General features: G+C 64.4%; 20 protein-coding genes. 13 read left to right on the top strand and 7 right to left on the bottom strand.

Annotated elements, in window-relative coordinates; genetic code table 11:
• A partial coding sequence (locus tag VFW69_RS12480) for a hypothetical protein (RefSeq protein WP_526501641.1) occupies positions 1–424 on the top strand: 424 nt, incomplete at its 5' end.
• Between the two features lie 112 nt (positions 425–536).
• Positions 537–1,667, top strand: a complete 1,131-nt coding sequence (locus VFW69_RS12475; RefSeq protein ID WP_526501639.1) for a nitronate monooxygenase — start codon at positions 537–539, stop codon at positions 1,665–1,667.
• 14 nt (positions 1,668–1,681) lie between these two features.
• Here the strand turns inward: VFW69_RS12475 and VFW69_RS12470 are convergent, their stop codons facing one another.
• The 3 genes from VFW69_RS12470 to VFW69_RS12460 form a co-directional block, all read right to left on the bottom strand.
• Entirely contained in the window at positions 1,682–1,903 is a 222-nt protein-coding gene (locus VFW69_RS12470; RefSeq protein WP_526501636.1) for an Rv1893 family protein, read from the bottom strand.
• A 79-nt stretch (positions 1,904–1,982) separates the two neighbouring features.
• Entirely contained in the window at positions 1,983–2,273 is a 291-nt protein-coding gene (locus tag VFW69_RS12465; protein ID WP_526501634.1) for a hypothetical protein, read from the bottom strand.
• A gap of 11 nt (positions 2,274–2,284) precedes the next feature.
• Positions 2,285–2,683: a hypothetical protein gene (locus VFW69_RS12460; RefSeq protein WP_526501632.1), complete on the bottom strand. Its 399-nt coding sequence runs from the start codon at positions 2,681–2,683 to the stop codon at positions 2,285–2,287.
• Positions 2,684–2,930: 247 nt separating this feature from the next.
• Between VFW69_RS12460 and VFW69_RS12455 the strand changes: the two genes are divergently transcribed.
• Genes VFW69_RS12455 through VFW69_RS12445 form a run of 3 tightly spaced genes read left to right on the top strand, consistent with a single transcriptional unit; the run spans position 2,931 to position 5,826 of the window.
• A complete protein-coding gene (locus VFW69_RS12455; protein WP_526501630.1) occupies positions 2,931–4,226 on the top strand; it encodes a cytochrome P450 in 1,296 nt (431 codons plus the stop codon).
• A gap of 13 nt (positions 4,227–4,239) precedes the next feature.
• Entirely contained in the window at positions 4,240–5,253 is a 1,014-nt protein-coding gene (locus VFW69_RS12450) for an alcohol dehydrogenase (protein ID WP_526501628.1), read from the top strand.
• A 12-nt stretch (positions 5,254–5,265) separates the two neighbouring features.
• Positions 5,266–5,826, top strand: coding sequence for a YceI family protein (locus tag VFW69_RS12445; RefSeq protein WP_526501626.1), 561 nt, complete (start codon positions 5,266–5,268; stop codon positions 5,824–5,826).
• 26 nt (positions 5,827–5,852) lie between these two features.
• Here the strand turns inward: VFW69_RS12445 and VFW69_RS12440 are convergent, their stop codons facing one another.
• A complete protein-coding gene (locus VFW69_RS12440; RefSeq protein WP_526501624.1) occupies positions 5,853–7,001 on the bottom strand; it encodes a DUF7159 family protein in 1,149 nt (382 codons plus the stop codon).
• A gap of 728 nt (positions 7,002–7,729) precedes the next feature.
• Between VFW69_RS12440 and ag85B the strand changes: the two genes are divergently transcribed.
• The 8 genes from ag85B to VFW69_RS12400 all read left to right on the top strand — a co-directional run bounded on the left by ag85B (position 7,730) and on the right by VFW69_RS12400 (position 13,742).
• Complete coding sequence (gene ag85B, locus VFW69_RS12435) at positions 7,730–8,722, top strand: diacylglycerol acyltransferase/mycolyltransferase Ag85B (protein WP_526501622.1); 993 nt, start codon at positions 7,730–7,732, stop codon at positions 8,720–8,722.
• A gap of 223 nt (positions 8,723–8,945) precedes the next feature.
• On the top strand, positions 8,946–9,476 hold the full coding sequence (locus VFW69_RS12430) for a chorismate mutase (protein WP_526501651.1): 531 nt from the start codon (positions 8,946–8,948) through the stop codon (positions 9,474–9,476).
• A gap of 132 nt (positions 9,477–9,608) precedes the next feature.
• On the top strand, positions 9,609–10,019 hold the full coding sequence (gene rpfC, locus VFW69_RS12425; protein ID WP_526501620.1) for a resuscitation-promoting factor RpfC: 411 nt from the start codon (positions 9,609–9,611) through the stop codon (positions 10,017–10,019).
• A 35-nt stretch (positions 10,020–10,054) separates the two neighbouring features.
• Positions 10,055–10,528 carry an SRPBCC family protein gene (locus tag VFW69_RS12420; protein ID WP_526501649.1) on the top strand — a complete coding sequence of 158 codons (474 nt, stop codon included), beginning with the start codon at positions 10,055–10,057 and terminating at the stop codon, positions 10,526–10,528.
• Positions 10,529–10,533: 5 nt separating this feature from the next.
• On the top strand, positions 10,534–11,367 hold the full coding sequence (locus tag VFW69_RS12415) for an SDR family oxidoreductase (protein ID WP_526501618.1): 834 nt from the start codon (positions 10,534–10,536) through the stop codon (positions 11,365–11,367).
• Between the two features lie 12 nt (positions 11,368–11,379).
• Positions 11,380–11,802, top strand: a complete 423-nt coding sequence (locus VFW69_RS12410; protein WP_526501616.1) for a lipoprotein LpqH — start codon at positions 11,380–11,382, stop codon at positions 11,800–11,802.
• A 55-nt stretch (positions 11,803–11,857) separates the two neighbouring features.
• Positions 11,858–13,180 carry a cytochrome P450 gene (locus VFW69_RS12405; RefSeq protein WP_526501614.1) on the top strand — a complete coding sequence of 441 codons (1,323 nt, stop codon included), beginning with the start codon at positions 11,858–11,860 and terminating at the stop codon, positions 13,178–13,180.
• A gap of 118 nt (positions 13,181–13,298) precedes the next feature.
• On the top strand, positions 13,299–13,742 hold the full coding sequence (locus VFW69_RS12400) for a nuclear transport factor 2 family protein (protein WP_526501647.1): 444 nt from the start codon (positions 13,299–13,301) through the stop codon (positions 13,740–13,742).
• A gap of 63 nt (positions 13,743–13,805) precedes the next feature.
• Here the strand turns inward: VFW69_RS12400 and VFW69_RS12395 are convergent, their stop codons facing one another.
• Genes VFW69_RS12395 through VFW69_RS12385 form a run of 3 tightly spaced genes read right to left on the bottom strand, consistent with a single transcriptional unit; the run spans position 13,806 to position 16,217 of the window.
• On the bottom strand, positions 13,806–14,240 hold the full coding sequence (locus tag VFW69_RS12395; RefSeq protein ID WP_526501612.1) for an SRPBCC family protein: 435 nt from the start codon (positions 14,238–14,240) through the stop codon (positions 13,806–13,808).
• Entirely contained in the window at positions 14,240–15,073 is an 834-nt protein-coding gene (locus VFW69_RS12390) for a lysophospholipid acyltransferase family protein (RefSeq protein ID WP_526501610.1), read from the bottom strand. The genes VFW69_RS12395 and VFW69_RS12390 overlap by 1 nt, the downstream gene beginning before the upstream one ends.
• Positions 15,074–15,104: 31 nt before the next feature.
• On the bottom strand, positions 15,105–16,217 hold the full coding sequence (locus tag VFW69_RS12385) for an amidohydrolase family protein (RefSeq protein WP_526501645.1): 1,113 nt from the start codon (positions 16,215–16,217) through the stop codon (positions 15,105–15,107).
• Positions 16,218–16,225: the final 8 nt, after the last annotated feature.

Below are 16,225 nucleotides of genomic sequence, written 5' to 3'. Positions count from 1 at the left end.
CGTCTTATGGATGGACTTGATTTTCGACGTCCAAGTTCTCCCCTACCGCAAGGTCACGACCGAACTGCCCGAGGCCGTCCTCGCTTCCATCGCGGCGTACTACCACCGCGCGACCACTACGTCTCGGCCAATGAGTCGTCTGATCGCGCTCGTCATGCTCACTTTGTTGGGAACGCTTGTGGTGCAGGCAGCGCGCGGACACGACCCAGGCTGGCTACTGGTGACCTCGGCCCCGCTCGTCGGCATCCCCACCATGTTGGCATTGACGCACACGGTCCCCGATGCGATACGACTCGGGCATCGCGCGGACAGTGCGTCCGAGCAGACGCGGTTGGCTCGCTCGGTCTGCCGAGACCATCTGCTCTGCGCCGCCTGCATGCTCGTGTTTCTCATCCTTTGGGTGGCGAACAGCATTGCGGACTGACGGCAGTGACGGGTCGTAGTAATAAGGCGCAGGTCAGGGCCCGCTGGCCACGTCAGTGAGCTACGTACTAAACTAGAACACGTTCCAATTCGGCGAGCTCCCAGGAGTTGTAATGCACACCCCTATCTGCGACGAACTCGGTATCGAGTTCCCGATTTTCGCCTTTACCCACTGCCGCGACGTCGTCGTAGCGGTCAGCAAGGCCGGGGGGTTCGGCGTGCTCGGAGCGGTCGGCTTCACGCCCGAGCAGCTGGAGATCGAACTCAACTGGATTGACGAGAACATCGGCGACCACCCGTATGGCGTCGACATCGTGATCCCGAACAAGTACGAAGGCATGGACTCCCACCTGTCCGCGGAGGAGCTGGCCGAGACGCTGCGCAAGATGGTGCCGCAGGAGCACCTCGACTTCGGAAAGAAGATCCTCGCCGACCATGGTGTACCGGTAGAGGACAGCGATGGCGACAGCCTGCAGCTCCTCGGTTGGACCGAGGCGACGGCCACACCCCAGGTCGAGGTGGCGCTCAAGCACCCGAAGGTGAAGATGATCGCCAACGCGCTTGGCACCCCGCCGGCCGAAATGATCAAGCACATTCACGAGGCCGGGCTCAAGGTCGCGGCGCTGTGCGGTTCGCCCTCGCAGGCTCGCAAACACGCCGACGCGGGCGTCGACATCATCATCGCGCAGGGCGGGGAGGCCGGTGGGCACTGCGGCGAGGTCGGCTCGATCGTGCTGTGGCCGCAGGTCGTCAAGGAGGTCGCCCCGGTTCCGGTGCTGGCCGCCGGCGGGATCGGCAGCGGTGAGCAGATCGCGGCCGCATTGGCGCTCGGCGCGCAAGGTGCCTGGACCGGATCGCAGTGGCTGATGGTCGAGGAGTCCTCGAACACCCCGGTTCAGCAGGAGGCCTACGTCAAGGCCGGCAGCCGCGACACCGTCCGCAGCCGCTCGTTCACCGGCAAGCCGGCCCGCATGCTGCGCAACGACTGGACCGAGGCATGGGAGGCGCCCGACAACCCGAAGCCGCTCGGAATGCCGTTGCAGTACATGGTGTCCGGCATGGCCGTGCGGGCCACCAACAGGTACCCCAACGAATCCGTCGATGTGGCGTTCAACCCGGTTGGTCAGGTGGTCGGGCAATTCACCAAGGTGGAGAAGACCTCAACGGTCATCGAGCGCTGGGTGCAGGAGTACCTGGAAGCGACCAACCGGCTCGACGAGCTCAACGAGGCCGCGTCCGTCTAACGGAGACCTTGCGCTTAGACGTCGTCGACTTCGTCGCTGCCGGTGAACACTTCCCTTGTCCGGTCCAGCGCGTAGGTGCCGATGTCGATCGAATTCCGGACGATGCCGCTGGCGCCGCCGGCGACGTCACCGCGGATGATGTCGCCGGCGTGTTCGACGATGTCGGAGGCTTTCTCGACGGCATTGGTCGCGATGTCCCTCACCGCGTCGACTGCATCTTTGGGATTGAAGGCCATCTCGAGTCTCCTTTATCGCAGGACGGTTGCTACGACTCTAGACGGGGCCAGGCGCCATTTCTCGCCGGCGTTGCGCGCCTTAGTAATGCACCAACGTGCGCCAGTAATCTTCGGGAATCTCGGCTCCGGAGCGCATTATTCGGGCCAGCCCGATGGCCATCGCAATGCCCAGCAGTCCCAGCCAAAGCCCGGCCATTGCGATGACACCCCATAGCACGGCGGTGACTGCGGGCCAGGGCGAGAGCACGGCGAGCACCGGCGCGAAGAAAAACCCGGTGCCGATGTACCACGCCGACCCGGCGCGATCCGAGGCCAGCACGAAACGCAGCCAGCGGGGCACGACCGGTTCGCCGGGCTCACTCCGGTTCATGGCTTACCCGATCACCCTTCGGGTGGGAAAAATCCTGCCCCGGTAAACCATCCAGGCTGCCACCCCTGAGCTCCCAGGCACAGCATGGGAAGTCCGTCCGGGGTCTGCGCCGCGGCCTGCGAGCCCGGGCATTTCGCACCGGTCTGCTGGACTCCGTACAGCGGGTACGAAATCACCCAGTACCCGATGGTCGCCGCCGGGAACTGATTTGGGGGCGGGAAGTGACAGGCCTCGGCCTGGCCACTGGGCCCTCGCCCGAAGATGAAGCGCTCGTAGTTGTCGCACGGCGCGCCCAGCGAAGCTTGAAAGTTCATGCCCGGTACGTCGCCGTCATAGCCGGCGGCCGCGCACGGTGCCAAGCCGATCGTGATGCCCGCTATCGAAGCGGCACTGAGCAGTTCCCGAATCATCTTCTACCCCGCAAATTGTCGCCGGTGACCTGCACCAAAGCATATCGGTCGGACCGCCAGCCACAAGACCGTTTCGGCTTGTGACCGCGATAGGCCGCCTAAACCCTCTGCTAGGTGACAAACTGCCGGTGAAGAACACGTTCCAATTCGCACCCGGTGATCTCGCGTCAATGCTTCCCAACCAAGGTGCGGCAGTGGTTTCCTTGCACAAGGACGACTAGACCACTTCGTCATCGAGGAGCGGGCCATGCCAACCGTCGAGCCAACTGCCAAGCCGGTCCCCAATCTGCCTCCCGGCTTCGACTTCACCGACCCGGACATCCACGCCGAGCGACTGCCGGTGGAAGAACTGGCCGAGCTGCGCCGGACCGCGCCGATCTGGTGGAACGAACAGCCGAACGGGGTGGGCGGGTTCGATGACGGTGGCTTCTGGGTGGTGTCCAAGCACAAGGACGTCAAAGAGATTTCGCGGCGTAGTGACGTGTTCTCCAGCCTGGAGAACACCGCCCTGCCCCGCTACAAAGAGGGCACTGTGCAAGAGCAGCGCGATACCGGCAAGTTCGTCCTGCTCAACATGGACGCCCCGCAGCACACCCACCTGCGCAAGATCATCTCCCGGGGTTTCACCCCCCGCGCCGTCGAGCGGTTACGCGAGGACCTGAACGAGCGCGCCCGGCAGATCGTCGAAAAAGCGGCTGCCGAGGGTGCGGGCGACTTCGTCCAGCAGGTCTCCTGCGAGCTGCCGTTGCAGGCCATCGCCGGTTTGCTCGGAGTGCCCCAGGAAGACCGCATGAAGCTCTTCCACTGGTCGAATGAAATGGTGGGCGACCAGGATCCCGAATTCGCGCGCAACGACGCGATGGGCGCCTCGGTCGAATTGATCACCTACGCCATGCAGATGGCCGCCGACCGGGCGAAGAACCCCGGGGAAGACATCGTCACCAAGTTGGTCGAGGCCGACGTCGACGGGCACAAGCTCTCCGACGACGAGTTCGGTTTCTTCGTCATTTTGTTGGCTGTGGCCGGCAACGAGACCACCCGCAACTCCATCACACAGGGCATGATGGCCTTCACCGACTTCCCGGATCAGTGGGAGCTGTACAAGCGCGCGCGTCCCGTCACGACGGCCGACGAGATCGTCCGGTGGGCCACCCCGGTCACCTCATTCCAGCGGACCGCCCTAGAGGACTTTGAGCTGTCCGGCGTGCAGATCAAAAAGGGTCAGCGCGTCGTAATGGTCTACCGCTCAGCCAATTTCGATGAGGAAGTGTTCGACGACCCATTCACCTTCGACATCCTGCGTGATCCCAACCCCCACGTGGGGTTTGGCGGCACCGGCGCGCACTACTGCATCGGAGCCAACCTGGCGCGGATGACCATCGACTTGATGTTCAATGCCATCGCCGATGCCATGCCTGACCTGGAATCGGTCAGCCAGCCCGAACGGCTCCGTTCGGGCTGGCTCAACGGAATCAAGCACTGGCAGGTCGACTACCACACCAACGGCGAGAAATGCCCTGTCGCGCATCAGGCACAGGGGTGACAAGCTAGGGGCCATGCCCACTCATCGAGCCGTCCATGTCCCCTCCGCAGGTGCAGCTTTGGAGCTGGTCGACGCCGAAACCAAACCGCCGGGTCGCGACGAGGTACGCCTGACGGTCGCTGCGTGCGGCATCTGCGGCACCGACGCGCACTTCGTCAACGGCGGGTTCCCCGGGCTGTCGTGGCCGCTGACTCCCGGACATGAAATCGCCGGCAAAATCGCCGAAATCGGCGATGGCGTGCAGGATTTCGCGGTTGGTGACCGCGTCGCGGTCGGCTGGTTCGGCGGTTGCTGCTACCGCTGCGACCAGTGCCGTAAGGGCCTGTTCATTCACTGCGAGAACGGCATGGTGCCGAGTTGGCAGTATCCCGGCGGCTACGCCGAGTCGGTGACCGTGCCGGTGAGCGCGCTGGCCCGAATCCCGGACGAACTTTCCGACGCCGAAGCCGCCCCGATGGGTTGTGCGGGAGTGACTACCTATAACGCCTTGAGGCACACCAAGGCGCTGCCCGGAGATCGCGTGGCGATTCTCGGTGTCGGCGGACTCGGCCACCTCGGGGTGCAGTTCGCGCGGGCGATGGGCTTCGAGACGATCGCGATCAACCGCGGTACCGGCAAGGCTGACGATGCCCGAAAATTGGGCGCACATCACTACATCGACTCCACAGCCAACGACCCCGCCGAAGCGCTGAAGGATCTTGGCGGCGCGACGGTTGTCCTGGCCACCGCGGGCAATTCGAAAGCCATGGCGGCCACGGTCGGCGGCATACTTCCCCAAGGTGAACTGGTCACCATCGGCGTCACGCCCGAGCCGCTGCCGATCAGCCCGGTGCAGCTGATCACGCCGGGCGTCAGCATCGTCGGCCATCCCTCCGGGACGGCGAAGGAAGTCGAAGACACAATGCATTTCGCGGTCCTGTCCGGCGTGCGCGCGTGGATCGAGGAACTGCCGTTGGCGCAGGCCGCGGAGGGCTATGCGACCTTGGAAGAGGGCCGGGCGCACTACCGCACCGTTTTGACCATGTGACACAGTCGGTCCGTGACTTCCGACAAAGACTCCGTGTGGACGATCGGCCCGGCTGACGGTGAATTGTTGCTGCACACCGGTGTTGCCGGCAGGGCGGCACGGATGGGCCATCGTCTCACCATCGCGATGACACACTGGCGCGCCACCGTACGCTGGGCCGACTCTAGACCCGTCAGTGCCGAGCTGGCGGTCGACACCGATTCGTTCGAAGTGCTGCGCGGCGATGGCGGTGTCAAGGGGCTGTCTGGGGCCGAGAAAGCACTGGTGCGCTCCAACGCCCTGAAGTCATTGTCTTCCAGTCGATTCCCGCAGATCCGCTACATCGCAGACTCGATCGAGAAGGCCGACGACGGGTACCGTCTGTCCGGCGTGCTCCAAATTCGGGAAGAGTCGCGCGACCATGTAATCGATGTGCACACAGAAGATCTCGAGGACTCATGGCGAATGTCAGTAGAATCCACCATCCGTCAGTCTGACTACGGCATCAAGCCCTACTCGCTGCTGATGGGTTCGGTGCAGGTCGCAGATGAGGTGTCGCTGACTTTCTCCGCACTTCGCGCCCAAGGCAATTGAGGGTCACTGCCCGGGCGGGCAGACAATCAGGGCTGCGGGTCGGTCGCGGCGCGCGGGGCTGAATCAACAGCCAGATCGCCGGTGTCACCGGGTATGTGCTCCAGTACCCGGGTCAAGTAGGGCTGCCGGCTGTCACCCTCCGACTGGCGTCCGCCGCCGGCCCCGGGCTGCTCTTCCGGAGCGCTCGGCTCCGAAACCGGTTCCCCGGCAGGTGGTTTGGTCTGCGGAGCCACCGGCTTGGTCTGTGGTGCCGTCGGAAGGGGCGCGGCGGCCGGCGCCGCCTCAACGATTTGAGGTGTGGACGGGTGCGTACCGTGCTTAGGCGCGGCGGCCGCGCTGGCCGGGCCAACCTCGATCCCCACCGCTAGTGATACCGAGCCGACGAAGGTGATGGCGCCAACCGCCAGCGCGGCCACGGCTCCGGCGTAGGGCAAGTGCCGCTTCTGAGCAGGTGCTGGAGCAGGTGCGCTGACGTGCTCCACCAGCTGCTCGTCGGTGAACTCGGTGCTGCGGGCCGCGGACAGCGCCGCGCCGCGCGCGATGGTCACCTGGGCCATCGATTGCACGAAAACCGGGACCGGCAAGGTCCTTTCGAGTTTCCAGGAGAGGCCGTCGATGTCGTTATCGGCGCCTACCACGACAACGCCGCCCGGCTGCCATCCGTTGCGGTCGAACATGCCGCTCAACCAGCGGGTCAGACCGTCGAAGCCGCCGCGCACGTGCTTGGTCGCGATCTGGGCTTCCCCGTCGTGCGCGTCGACCATGACGACCGTCGCCCAGTCATGGTCGAGAATGCAGACCGCCGTCTGTTCATAGCCGATGACGGGCCCGATGGCCTGAGCCAACGTCTCGACGGCCTCCAGAAACCGGATCGGCACGACGTTGTCAAATCCCGCGTCGGTCAACGCCTCCAACACCAGCGCCGCCTGCGCGGATGCTTCGTCGTTCCAGGTCACTCCGATGACACGCAGGCGTTGATCGCTCGCAGCCGCCGCCGTCTCGACCCGCATTACCTCTTCCACTACCTGTTCTGCGGTACCCATGGCGCGCGTGCCGGGAACTGCGCGCAGCGCCAGCTCCCGGTGGTCCAGGATGGTGCCGTCCGCGCCATGTCCCTCAGCGAGGACCCAACCAACGGTGGAAGGCGTCACTGACAGGCCAAGAACCGTGTCCAAATCTATTGCCCCAATCGGTCCCGCGCCTCCGACGCCCTCAGCCACACCGACGCGCACCATGAAGCCGCAGGTGCGGTGATTCGTGAGGGCCGGAACAGACCCGGGATAGCGTGGTCTTCATCGGCTTGCTCCGAGAGAGCCTACGCGGTCGGGGGAAGTCCGGCTGCGCCGGTCACGCATCGCCTGGGAATCGCCGGATGAACAGGGCGGCGCCGCCAACCGCGGCGAGGCCGGCGGGTCACCCGTTCGGCCCAGCCGCGTGGGCATCCGACTGCCATGGGATGGAGACCGATTTAGGCGGTGGTCCGTTCATGCGGAAACCATCGTTGTATCTGCACGAAAATAATTGCCGATGCCACGGTGCGCCGACGTTGCCTTGAACCCCGTCAAAACACGCCATGCGTAGCCGTCCGGTGGCGATCCCCGCCGAAATCCGATCGGTGCGTCATTTGGGCGCTTTCAATAACGTTGCGTAGCTCCGGCGCCCCCGGAGCTCCCATTACCTGGACGACACTGCTGCCTGGCATTTTCCTCACCTGACGGGTTTGACCGTCGTTGAATGGGTACTCGGGTCCTGTCGCCGCCCGGCCGTGTCGGGTGGCGAAATTCTGAAGTGAAAAGTGACGCCGAAACGAGACGCGTTCGCGTCCTAATCGACATTTGACGGACTCACGCGGTAAATTCCTGTGAGACCACGATCACACCGATCACATCCGACAGGGGCAGGTATGACAGATCTCAGCGAGAAGGCCCGGGCCTGGGGGCGCCGGCTTTTGGTCGGGACGGCGGCGGCAGTCACGCTGCCGGGCCTGATCGGCCTTGCCGGCGGCGCGGCGACCGCGAATGCATTTTCGCGTCCGGGCCTGCCCGTCGAGTACCTGCAGGTGCCGTCCGCGGGCATGGGCCGCAACATCAAGGTCCAGTTCCAAAGCGGCGGCAACGGATCTCCCGCGGTGTATCTGCTGGACGGTCTGCGGGCTCAAGACGACTACAACGGCTGGGACATCAACACCCCGGCGTTCGAGTGGTACTACAAGTCGGGCCTCTCGATCGTCATGCCGGTCGGCGGCCAGTCCAGCTTCTACGCCGACTGGTACGGTCCGGCGTGCGGTAAGGCCGGTTGCTCGACTTACAAGTGGGAGACCTTCCTGACCAGCGAACTGCCCGGGTACCTGGCCTCCAACAAGAGCGTCAAGTCCAACGGCAGCGCCGCGGTCGGTATCTCGATGTCCGGTTCCTCAGCGCTGATCTTGGCCGTGAACCACCCGGGACAGTTCATCTACGCCGGCTCACTGTCGGCCCTGATGGACCCCTCCCAGGGCATGGGGCCCTCCCTGATCGGTCTCGCAATGGGCGATGCCGGCGGCTACAAGCCCGACGCCATGTGGGGGCCGTCGAGCGATCCGGCGTGGCAGCGCAACGACCCGACCCTTCAGGTCGGGGCGCTGGCCGGTAACAACACCCGCCTCTGGATCTACTGCGGTAACGGGACGCCGTCTGAGTTGGGCGGGGCGAACATGCCCGCCGAGTTCCTGGAGAACTTCGTACGGAGCAGCAACCTGAAGTTCCGGGATGCCTACAACGCGGCCGGTGGCCACAACGCTGTGTTCAACTTCGACGCCAACGGGACGCACAGCTGGGAGTACTGGGGAGCGCAGCTCAACGCCATGAAGCCCGACCTGCAGGGCGCCCTGGGCGCCACCCAGGGCGGCGGCGGATAACCGCCTCGCACGCTCGGTCACTACTGCGCCTGACGACTGCGTCAGGCGCAGTAGTGCGTTATGTGGTCGATCGCCGAAGGGGTTCGTCCGGCGTCAAATGATCGATGTGACGCATCTCGTCAGAGCGTCGTGGCCTACGCGGGGCCACGAACACGCCAGAATCGTCGACATGCACCGCAGGGCTTCCTCGCGCCGTCTTCTGCTGGCCACGCGCTGCGGTGTCATGGTCGGCGGCCTGGCGATGCTTGTGGCGCCGGCTCGGGCTGACTCCACGAGTCCGCTAACCGCTTTGGTCGACGCCGCCGCGCAGCGGCTGCAGGTTGCCGAGCCGGTCGCCGCCTATAAATGGAACAAGCATGGCGCCGTTGAAGACCCGGCCCGCGTCCAGCAAGAGCTGGCCAGGCTGGGCGACGAGGCGGTCGCCGAACAGATCGACCGCGACTACATCACCCGGGTCTTCGGTGACCAGATCAATGCGACCGAGGCCATCGAATACAGCCGGTTCGCGAATTGGAAGCTGAATCCGGCAAGCGCACCGGCTGATTCGCCGGGGCTGTCGGCGTCGCGATCAGCGATCGACAGCCTCAGCCAAACGATGCTGACTCAAATTTTGGCCAACTGGGACCTGCTGCACGCGCCGGACTGTGCCGCGCAGCTCGACGCCGCAAGGAGCAGCGTCGTCCTCGGCCGTCAGCTCGACGACCTCTACCGACAGGCCCTGTCATCAGCGACGCAGTCATATTGCCAGCAATAGTTTATTTTTTCCTCACCAATTTCTAACGGTCCCATTTGGCCCGCCAATAAGGCGATTTCCGCAGATAGATGGCATATCTCGCGCCATTTTCGAATAGGTAACGCTTTGGCCACACGGGCCGAAATCCTGGGCATGAGAAATCTCTGCAAGCCTCTCGCTAAGGCCGTAATGGTCGGCGGGTTCGTTGCAGCGTCGATGACTTCGTCCACGGGTGTGGCGAACGCGGCTACCACCCCCAACTGGGACGCGATCGCGCAATGCGAATCCGGTGGCAACTGGCACGCCAACACAGGAAACGGCGAATACGGTGGACTGCAATTCAAACCGGGCACCTGGGCTCGCTACGGTGGCGTCGGCAATCCCGCGGCCGCATCCAGGGAGCAGCAAATCGCCGTGGCCGACCGGGTTTTCGCCGAAGAGGGCGTGGAGCCCTGGCCAAAGTGCGGCGCCAACTCGGGCCTGCCGATCGGTTTGTACTCCCACCCGGCCCAGGGCATCAAGCAGATCATCAACGGACTGATCCAGGCGGCCGTCCCGCACTGATGAAACGCGCACGCGGTCTATGACCCAGCGCGAGGCTGTGTTTGGATCAGCCCATGGAAGGTTCGGCGACTGTTCATATGGCGGCTCCTGCGGACAAGATCTGGAATCTCATCGCAGAGGTCCGTAACACGGGGAAATTTTCCCCGGAAGTATTCGAAGCCGAGTGGCTTGGCGATTCGACCGGCCCGGCCCTCGGTGCGAAATTTCGCGGTCACGTCAAGCGCAACGAGATGGGGCCGGTGTACTGGACGACATGCAAGGTCACCGCTTGTGAACCAGGGCGCGAATTCGGCTTTACGGTGCTCCTCGGTGACCGGGAGGTCAACAACTGGCATTACCGCTTGGCGCCCAGCGGTAGTGGGACGGACGTCACCGAGTCGTTTCGGCTCAACCCGGCACCATGGTTGGGCGTGTACTGGTTGTTCGGCGGCTTTCTGCGCAAGCGCCGGAACATTCGTGACATGACCAAGACGCTCAACCGCATCAAAGACGTGGTCGAGGCAGGCTGACATTCGTGAAATCGGTCTTCATCACCGGCGCGGGCAGCGGCATGGGTCGCGAGGGCGCAAAGCTGTTCCACGGCAAGGGGTGGCGCGTTGGCGCGGTTGACCGCAACGATGCCGGCCTGGCGACGCTGAACGAAGAACTGGGTGGCGATCGACTGTGGCTCCGGGCCGTCGATGTGACGGACAAGGCGGCCCTCGACGGCGCCCTGGCCGATTTCTGCGCCGGCAACCGCGACGGCGGACTCGACATGATGTGGAACAACGCCGGGATCGGCGAATCCGGCTGGTTCGAAGACGTACCCTATGACGCAGCGATGCGCGTCGTCGACGTCAACTTCAAAGCGGTACTGACCGGCGCATACGCCTCGCTGCCGTACCTCAAGAAGACTCCCGGCAGTCTGATGTTCTCGACGTCGTCGTCCTCGGGGACGTATGGCATGCCCCGCCTGGCGGTCTATTCGTCCACCAAGCACGCGGTCAAGGGTCTGACCGAGGCGCTGAGTGTGGAGTGGCAGCGACACGGGGTGCGCGTCGCCGACGTGCTGCCAGGTCTGATCGACACCGCCATCCTCACCACGACGACCAACCACTCCGACGACGGCGGCGCGCCCATGACGGCTGAGCAACTGCGGGCCACCGCACCCAAGAAGGGCATGTTCCGGTTGATGCCGGCAAGCAGCGTGGCCGAGACGGCGTGGCAGGCCTACCACAATCAGAAGCGGTTGCATTGGTATGTCCCGAAGAGCATTCGCTTGATTGACTTGTTCAAGGGTCTGAGTCCGGAATTCGTGCGACGCAGCATCGTCAAGTCCCTACCGGCGCTTGTGCCGAAGCGGCAGTAAGGAGGTCGGCTGATGCACATTCGGTTGCTCACAGTCGCTTCGGTCCTGGCGGCTGTCGTCGTCAGCGCCGCGGGGTGCGGCTCGCCGCAGACGACGCCCCGCCGAGCCGCCCGTCTGACCATCGACGGCGCGACCCACACGACCCGTCCCCCAGCATGCCGACAAGACCAGATGTATCGGACCATCGACATCCCCGACCACGATGGCGGGGTCGAAGCGGTGGTGCTGCTCAGCGGTTACCGGGCCATGCCGCAGTGGGTGAAGATCCGCAACGTCGATGGCTTCACCGGCAGCTTCTGGCGAGGGGGGGTGGGAGACGCGCACGTTGATCTCGCCAACGACGCGTACACCATCACTGGCAGCGCGTATGGCATCAAGAGCAGCAACCCCAACAAAGTGGTGACCACCGACTTCAAAATCGTCGCGCAGTGCTGACTCTCGAGGTGGTCGGGGCCTAGGCTCGAAGCCACACCTGAGCGAGGGAGGGCCAGTGAAGGAGCGATTGCACTGGTTCGCGATGCATGGCTTCATCCGGGGCGCCGCATCGCTCGGGGCTCGGCGGGGCGACGTCCAGGCCAGACTGATCGCCGATCCGGCGGTGGCCGCCGACCCGGTGCGGTACTACGACGAAGTCCGCGCCCGGGGCAAGCTGGTGAAGGGCCGCGTCGCCTACCTGACGGCCGATCACGCACTCGCCCATGAGCTGCTACGGTCCGATGATTTCCGGGTGCTGATCTTCGGATCGAACTTGCCGGCGCCGTTGCGATGGCTGGAGCGCCGCACGCGGGACGACCTCCTACATCCATTGCGTGCACCGTCGCTACTGGCCGTCGAGCCACCCGACCACACTCGCTACCGCAAGACGGTGTCGGCGGTGTTCACGCCGAGGGCGGTTGCCGCGCTGCGAGATCGCGTAGAGCAGACCGCCGCCGAGCTGTTGGATCGACTTGCCGGCGAGTCGGGTGTGGTGGACATCGTCGGGCGGTACTGCTCGCAACTTCCGGTCTCGATCATCAGCGAGATCCTCGGCGTGCCCGAGTCGGAGCGGCCGCGCGTCCTGGAATTCGGTGAACTGGCCGCGCCGAGCCTTGACATCGGATTGCCTTGGCGGCAGTACCGCAGCGTGCAGGAAGGGATCGCCGGCTTCAGCTCCTGGCTCGACGAGCACTTGCAGCAGTTGCGCCTGGACCCCAGCGACAATTTGATGAGCCAGTTGATTCAGACCGCCGAAAGTGGCTCTGCGGAAACATATCTCAACGAGAAAGAGCTGCAGGCGATCGCCGGACTGGTGTTGGCCGCCGGATTCGAGACCACAGTGAATCTACTCGGCAACGGGATTCGCATGCTGTTGGACGCGCCCCAGCACCTCGACACCCTGCGACGGCGTCCCGAACTGTGGCCCAACGCGGTCGAAGAGATCCTGCGGCTGGAATCGCCGGTGCAGCTGACCGCGCGGATCGCGCTCAACGACGTCGAGATAGCCGGCCGGCGGTTACAACGGGGCGACCTGGTGCTGGTATATCTGGCCGCCGCCAACCGGGATCCGGCCGTGTTTCCCGACCCGCATCGCTTCGACATCGAAAGAGAAAACGCCGGAAGGCATCTCGCCTTCTCCGGAGGCCGGCACTTCTGCCTGGGTGCGGCCCTTGCCCGTGCCGAGGGCCAAGTCGGATTGCGAACATTTATCGACCGATTCCCCGAGGTCCGCGCGGCGGGCGCCGGAAGCAGGCGCGAAACGCGCGTATTGCGGGGATGGTCGTCGTTGCCCGTGAACCTGGGGCCGGCCCGTTCGATGGCCGCGGTGGACGGTTAAGGCTTCACGCCGCGTGAACCTCGGCCTCGTCAGTAGGGTCCCACGTGCGCGAGTATGACCCAACCAGTTGACACCGGGGCGGCGACAGAGTTTATTGGCCGCTATGACAGAGGTATCTATGATCGCGGTCGACGATGTCGTACGTGGGCTGTGGCAGGCCCTTTCGCGGCGAGATTGGGAGGCGATCAAGACCTTCCTGTCCGACGACTGCCTCTATGTCGACATGCCCGTCCCGGCTTTGGCGGCCCGTGGTCCGGAGGACATCGTCAAACGACTCAGGATGGGTCTCGAGCAGTTGGCCGGCTACGAGAACCACACCGGCGTGCTGGTGTCCAACGGCTCCGACGTGCTCTACGAGCACTCCGAGACATGGACATTCGCTACTGGCGAACAGGGTGTGCTGCGATTCGTGACGGTCCACAAAGTCGTCGACGGCAAAGTGACTGTCTGGAAAGACTATTGGGACATGAACAGCCTGGTTGCCTTCGCTCCCCCGAACCACTTCGAGGGCTTGGCTTCAGGCGATGTGAGCTGGGTCTTCGACGCTTCAGCGCTGGTCTGAACTAACACCTGTCTGGTCAACGCCGACCGTCTGCCGCCCGCGGCGGTGTACCGCGTCGTTACGCTACGACTCGGCCAGCTTCCGAAGGCGTTTCAACGTTTCCGCGAGCGTGCGTCCCACCTGGCGCACGGCGATCCGGTCGGCGATGTACCCGAGTATTCCCCCGGGCGCCTGATACGACAGCCGGAACGTCACCTTTGTGCAGCCGTCACCCGCATCGCGCAACCGCATCCGCCCGCGCAGCGTAACGCCGGTGATACCCACCCAGGCGAGGTCGCGGCCGTCGTCGAACTCGACCACCTCGATCACCCCGCCTACGGGTACGGAGCCGATCTTCCAGTGGACGGTGTAGCGCGCACCGACGCCGGGTGGCTTGTCGTTCGACGACTCCCATCGCTCCAGGTTCGTCATGAACGACGGGTAACAGTCCGGCTCGCTGACGATTTTCCACACGGCGGCACGGTCGGCCTTAATCACACAACAGCGTTCGACGCGCATCAGCCGATCACCGGGAACCGTCGTTCGGCGGCCAGCCGGTCGACGCCCCCTTGCAGGGAGGCCATCACCTTGTCGTGCACCGCTTGATCGTCGCCGTCGACCTCGATTGGGTCTTGAACCTCGATCACGATCTTGGTTGGCAACGGAAGGTGGCCCGCCAGGTCGCTGATGTTGAGGCCCCAGGGCAGCGCCAGCGATATGGGGACGCTCTTGAGCCGGAGTAGCTTGTCGGCCATCAGCAACTTGGCCAGCCACTGCCCGCGGTTGAGGAAAAACGCGCTTTCTTGCCCACCGATGCTGGCGACGGGGACGATCGGCACCCCGGCCTCGCGGGCCAGCTTGACGTAGCCCATGCGCCCGCCGAAGTCCACCTTGTGCCGTTCCCACGAGGGCCGGAATACCTCGTAGTCACCCCCGGGATAGACCAACAGCGCTGCGCCGGAATCCAGTGCGAGGCGGGCATTCTCGGGGTTGGCAGCGACGGTGCCGAATTTGCGCAACCAGCCCAGCGGCGGCGCGGAGACGACGAGGTTATGGGCCAACTGATAGAAGGGCCGCTCGACGCCGAAGTAGGAACAGAAGGCGAGCGTGAACACGAAGGTATCGGGCGGCACGTTGCCGCCGCTGTGGTTGCCCACCAGCAGTACCGGCCCCTCGGCCGGAATGCGGTCCAGGTTGCGCACGTCCGCCCTGAAATAGAACGACGCCAGCAACCAGGTTCCCGGCAGTTGGTCGCGGATGTAATCCGGATCCCGCTGGTCGAAGTCGGCCTTGGGCACCCACGACACGACCTTGTCGCGGGCCCAATCCAGCACGCCCTTCGCGGTCGCCATGACCCGAGGTATACCCCGGCGTCACCGGGGGTCAAACGCGGTAGATGCGCGTGGCGTTCTCTCGGGCGATCAGATCGACCACCCGGATGGCGTCGGCCTCGCTCCAATCACCGCGGTCCACAAATTCGTGCAGCACGCGATCAATACCCCTGCGCCACAAAACCGCACCGAGGAAATGCAGTTCCGCTGGGCCGAATCCGTCCGACGAGTAGAGGATCTTGGAAAAGGGCGCCATCTCCAGCAGTCGCGCGAGGAAGGCGGGCGCCCGCGCCCCCAGGTGGTTCACGCTCAATCCCCCGTCGAGATAGACGTTGTCAAACGCCTGCGCCAGATAGCCTGCCTCACGCTCGTATGGATAGCAGTGCAGCAGTACGACCGGGATGTCTGCCGCCCGTCGCAGAAAGTCCATCAGGAGAAGCGGATTGGCCTTGATCAGATCGCAATCACGGTCGCCGAATCCGACATGGAATTGCAGCGGCTTGCCCAGCCGCAGCGCCTGGTGCAAGCCGAACCGCAGCAAGACCCGGTCCTGCAACCGGCTACCGCCGCGTTCGCGCCACCGGCTGGCTGCCTGGGCGACCTCCGTCGTTGACGGCTCACTCAGATCGCCGTCGAATCCGCCACGGTAGGCCAGAATCGATTTGGTGCCGACCGCGCTTGCCGTACGCCGACGCAGGATCTCCTCGAAGGTCGTCGCATAATCACCCGGCGCTTGCGCTGCCTGCTCGGCTACCTCCTCGAGACGAACGATCTCGTGCGCGTGATTTCCGGACAGCCCAGCCACGTCGGTCACCCCGGCGACTCCACCGCTTCCGATTCCGGTGTCCACCAGCCAGTCGCTTACACCGGCGACCGGTAAGAACAGGCGGGCCAGTTCCTCCTCGCTGAATTGGCTGCGACGCTCCCAATAAGACTGCGGGTCACAGTGTTTGGACAACCCCAGAACAGGGGCGCAATGAGCTCGCACCGCGAACCCGAGTTGTGAGTCGAAACCCGAATACCTAATGGGCTCGATGCTGGCCTCGTTGAGTGCGTTCTCGAATCGCTGCCGGTCTCCGGGCGCCAGCCAGCAGCCGTGGACATGCTGATCGATCAGCGCCACTTCACCGATGTGTTGGGCAAGCGCGGGAGTGTCGCAGACCATAACCGGCG

This window comes from Mycobacterium sp. (genome assembly GCF_036273375.1).
Lineage (GTDB): Bacteria > Actinomycetota > Actinomycetes > Mycobacteriales > Mycobacteriaceae > Mycobacterium.
This window is presented reverse-complemented; position numbering and strand designations above follow the sequence as displayed.

What these genes read in the sequence shown, in the direction of transcription:
- VFW69_RS12475 (WP_526501639.1), top strand. Translation starts at nt 537, where the DNA reads ATGCACACCCCTATCTGCGACGAACTCGGTATCGAGTTCCCGATTTTC.
- VFW69_RS12470 (WP_526501636.1), bottom strand. Translation starts at nt 1,903, where the DNA reads ATGGCCTTCAATCCCAAAGATGCAGTCGACGCGGTGAGGGACATCGCG.
- VFW69_RS12465 (WP_526501634.1), bottom strand. Translation starts at nt 2,273, where the DNA reads ATGAACCGGAGTGAGCCCGGCGAACCGGTCGTGCCCCGCTGGCTGCGT.
- VFW69_RS12460 (WP_526501632.1), bottom strand. Translation starts at nt 2,683, where the DNA reads ATGATTCGGGAACTGCTCAGTGCCGCTTCGATAGCGGGCATCACGATC.
- VFW69_RS12455 (WP_526501630.1), top strand. Translation starts at nt 2,931, where the DNA reads ATGCCAACCGTCGAGCCAACTGCCAAGCCGGTCCCCAATCTGCCTCCC.
- VFW69_RS12450 (WP_526501628.1), top strand. Translation starts at nt 4,240, where the DNA reads ATGCCCACTCATCGAGCCGTCCATGTCCCCTCCGCAGGTGCAGCTTTG.
- ag85B (WP_526501622.1), top strand. Translation starts at nt 7,730, where the DNA reads ATGACAGATCTCAGCGAGAAGGCCCGGGCCTGGGGGCGCCGGCTTTTG.
- VFW69_RS12430 (WP_526501651.1), top strand. Translation starts at nt 8,946, where the DNA reads ATGGTCGGCGGCCTGGCGATGCTTGTGGCGCCGGCTCGGGCTGACTCC.
- rpfC (WP_526501620.1), top strand. Translation starts at nt 9,609, where the DNA reads ATGAGAAATCTCTGCAAGCCTCTCGCTAAGGCCGTAATGGTCGGCGGG.
- VFW69_RS12410 (WP_526501616.1), top strand. Translation starts at nt 11,380, where the DNA reads ATGCACATTCGGTTGCTCACAGTCGCTTCGGTCCTGGCGGCTGTCGTC.
- VFW69_RS12400 (WP_526501647.1), top strand. Translation starts at nt 13,299, where the DNA reads ATGATCGCGGTCGACGATGTCGTACGTGGGCTGTGGCAGGCCCTTTCG.
- VFW69_RS12395 (WP_526501612.1), bottom strand. Translation starts at nt 14,240, where the DNA reads ATGCGCGTCGAACGCTGTTGTGTGATTAAGGCCGACCGTGCCGCCGTG.
- VFW69_RS12390 (WP_526501610.1), bottom strand. Translation starts at nt 15,073, where the DNA reads ATGGCGACCGCGAAGGGCGTGCTGGATTGGGCCCGCGACAAGGTCGTG.
- VFW69_RS12385 (WP_526501645.1), bottom strand. Translation starts at nt 16,217, where the DNA reads ATGGTCTGCGACACTCCCGCGCTTGCCCAACACATCGGTGAAGTGGCG.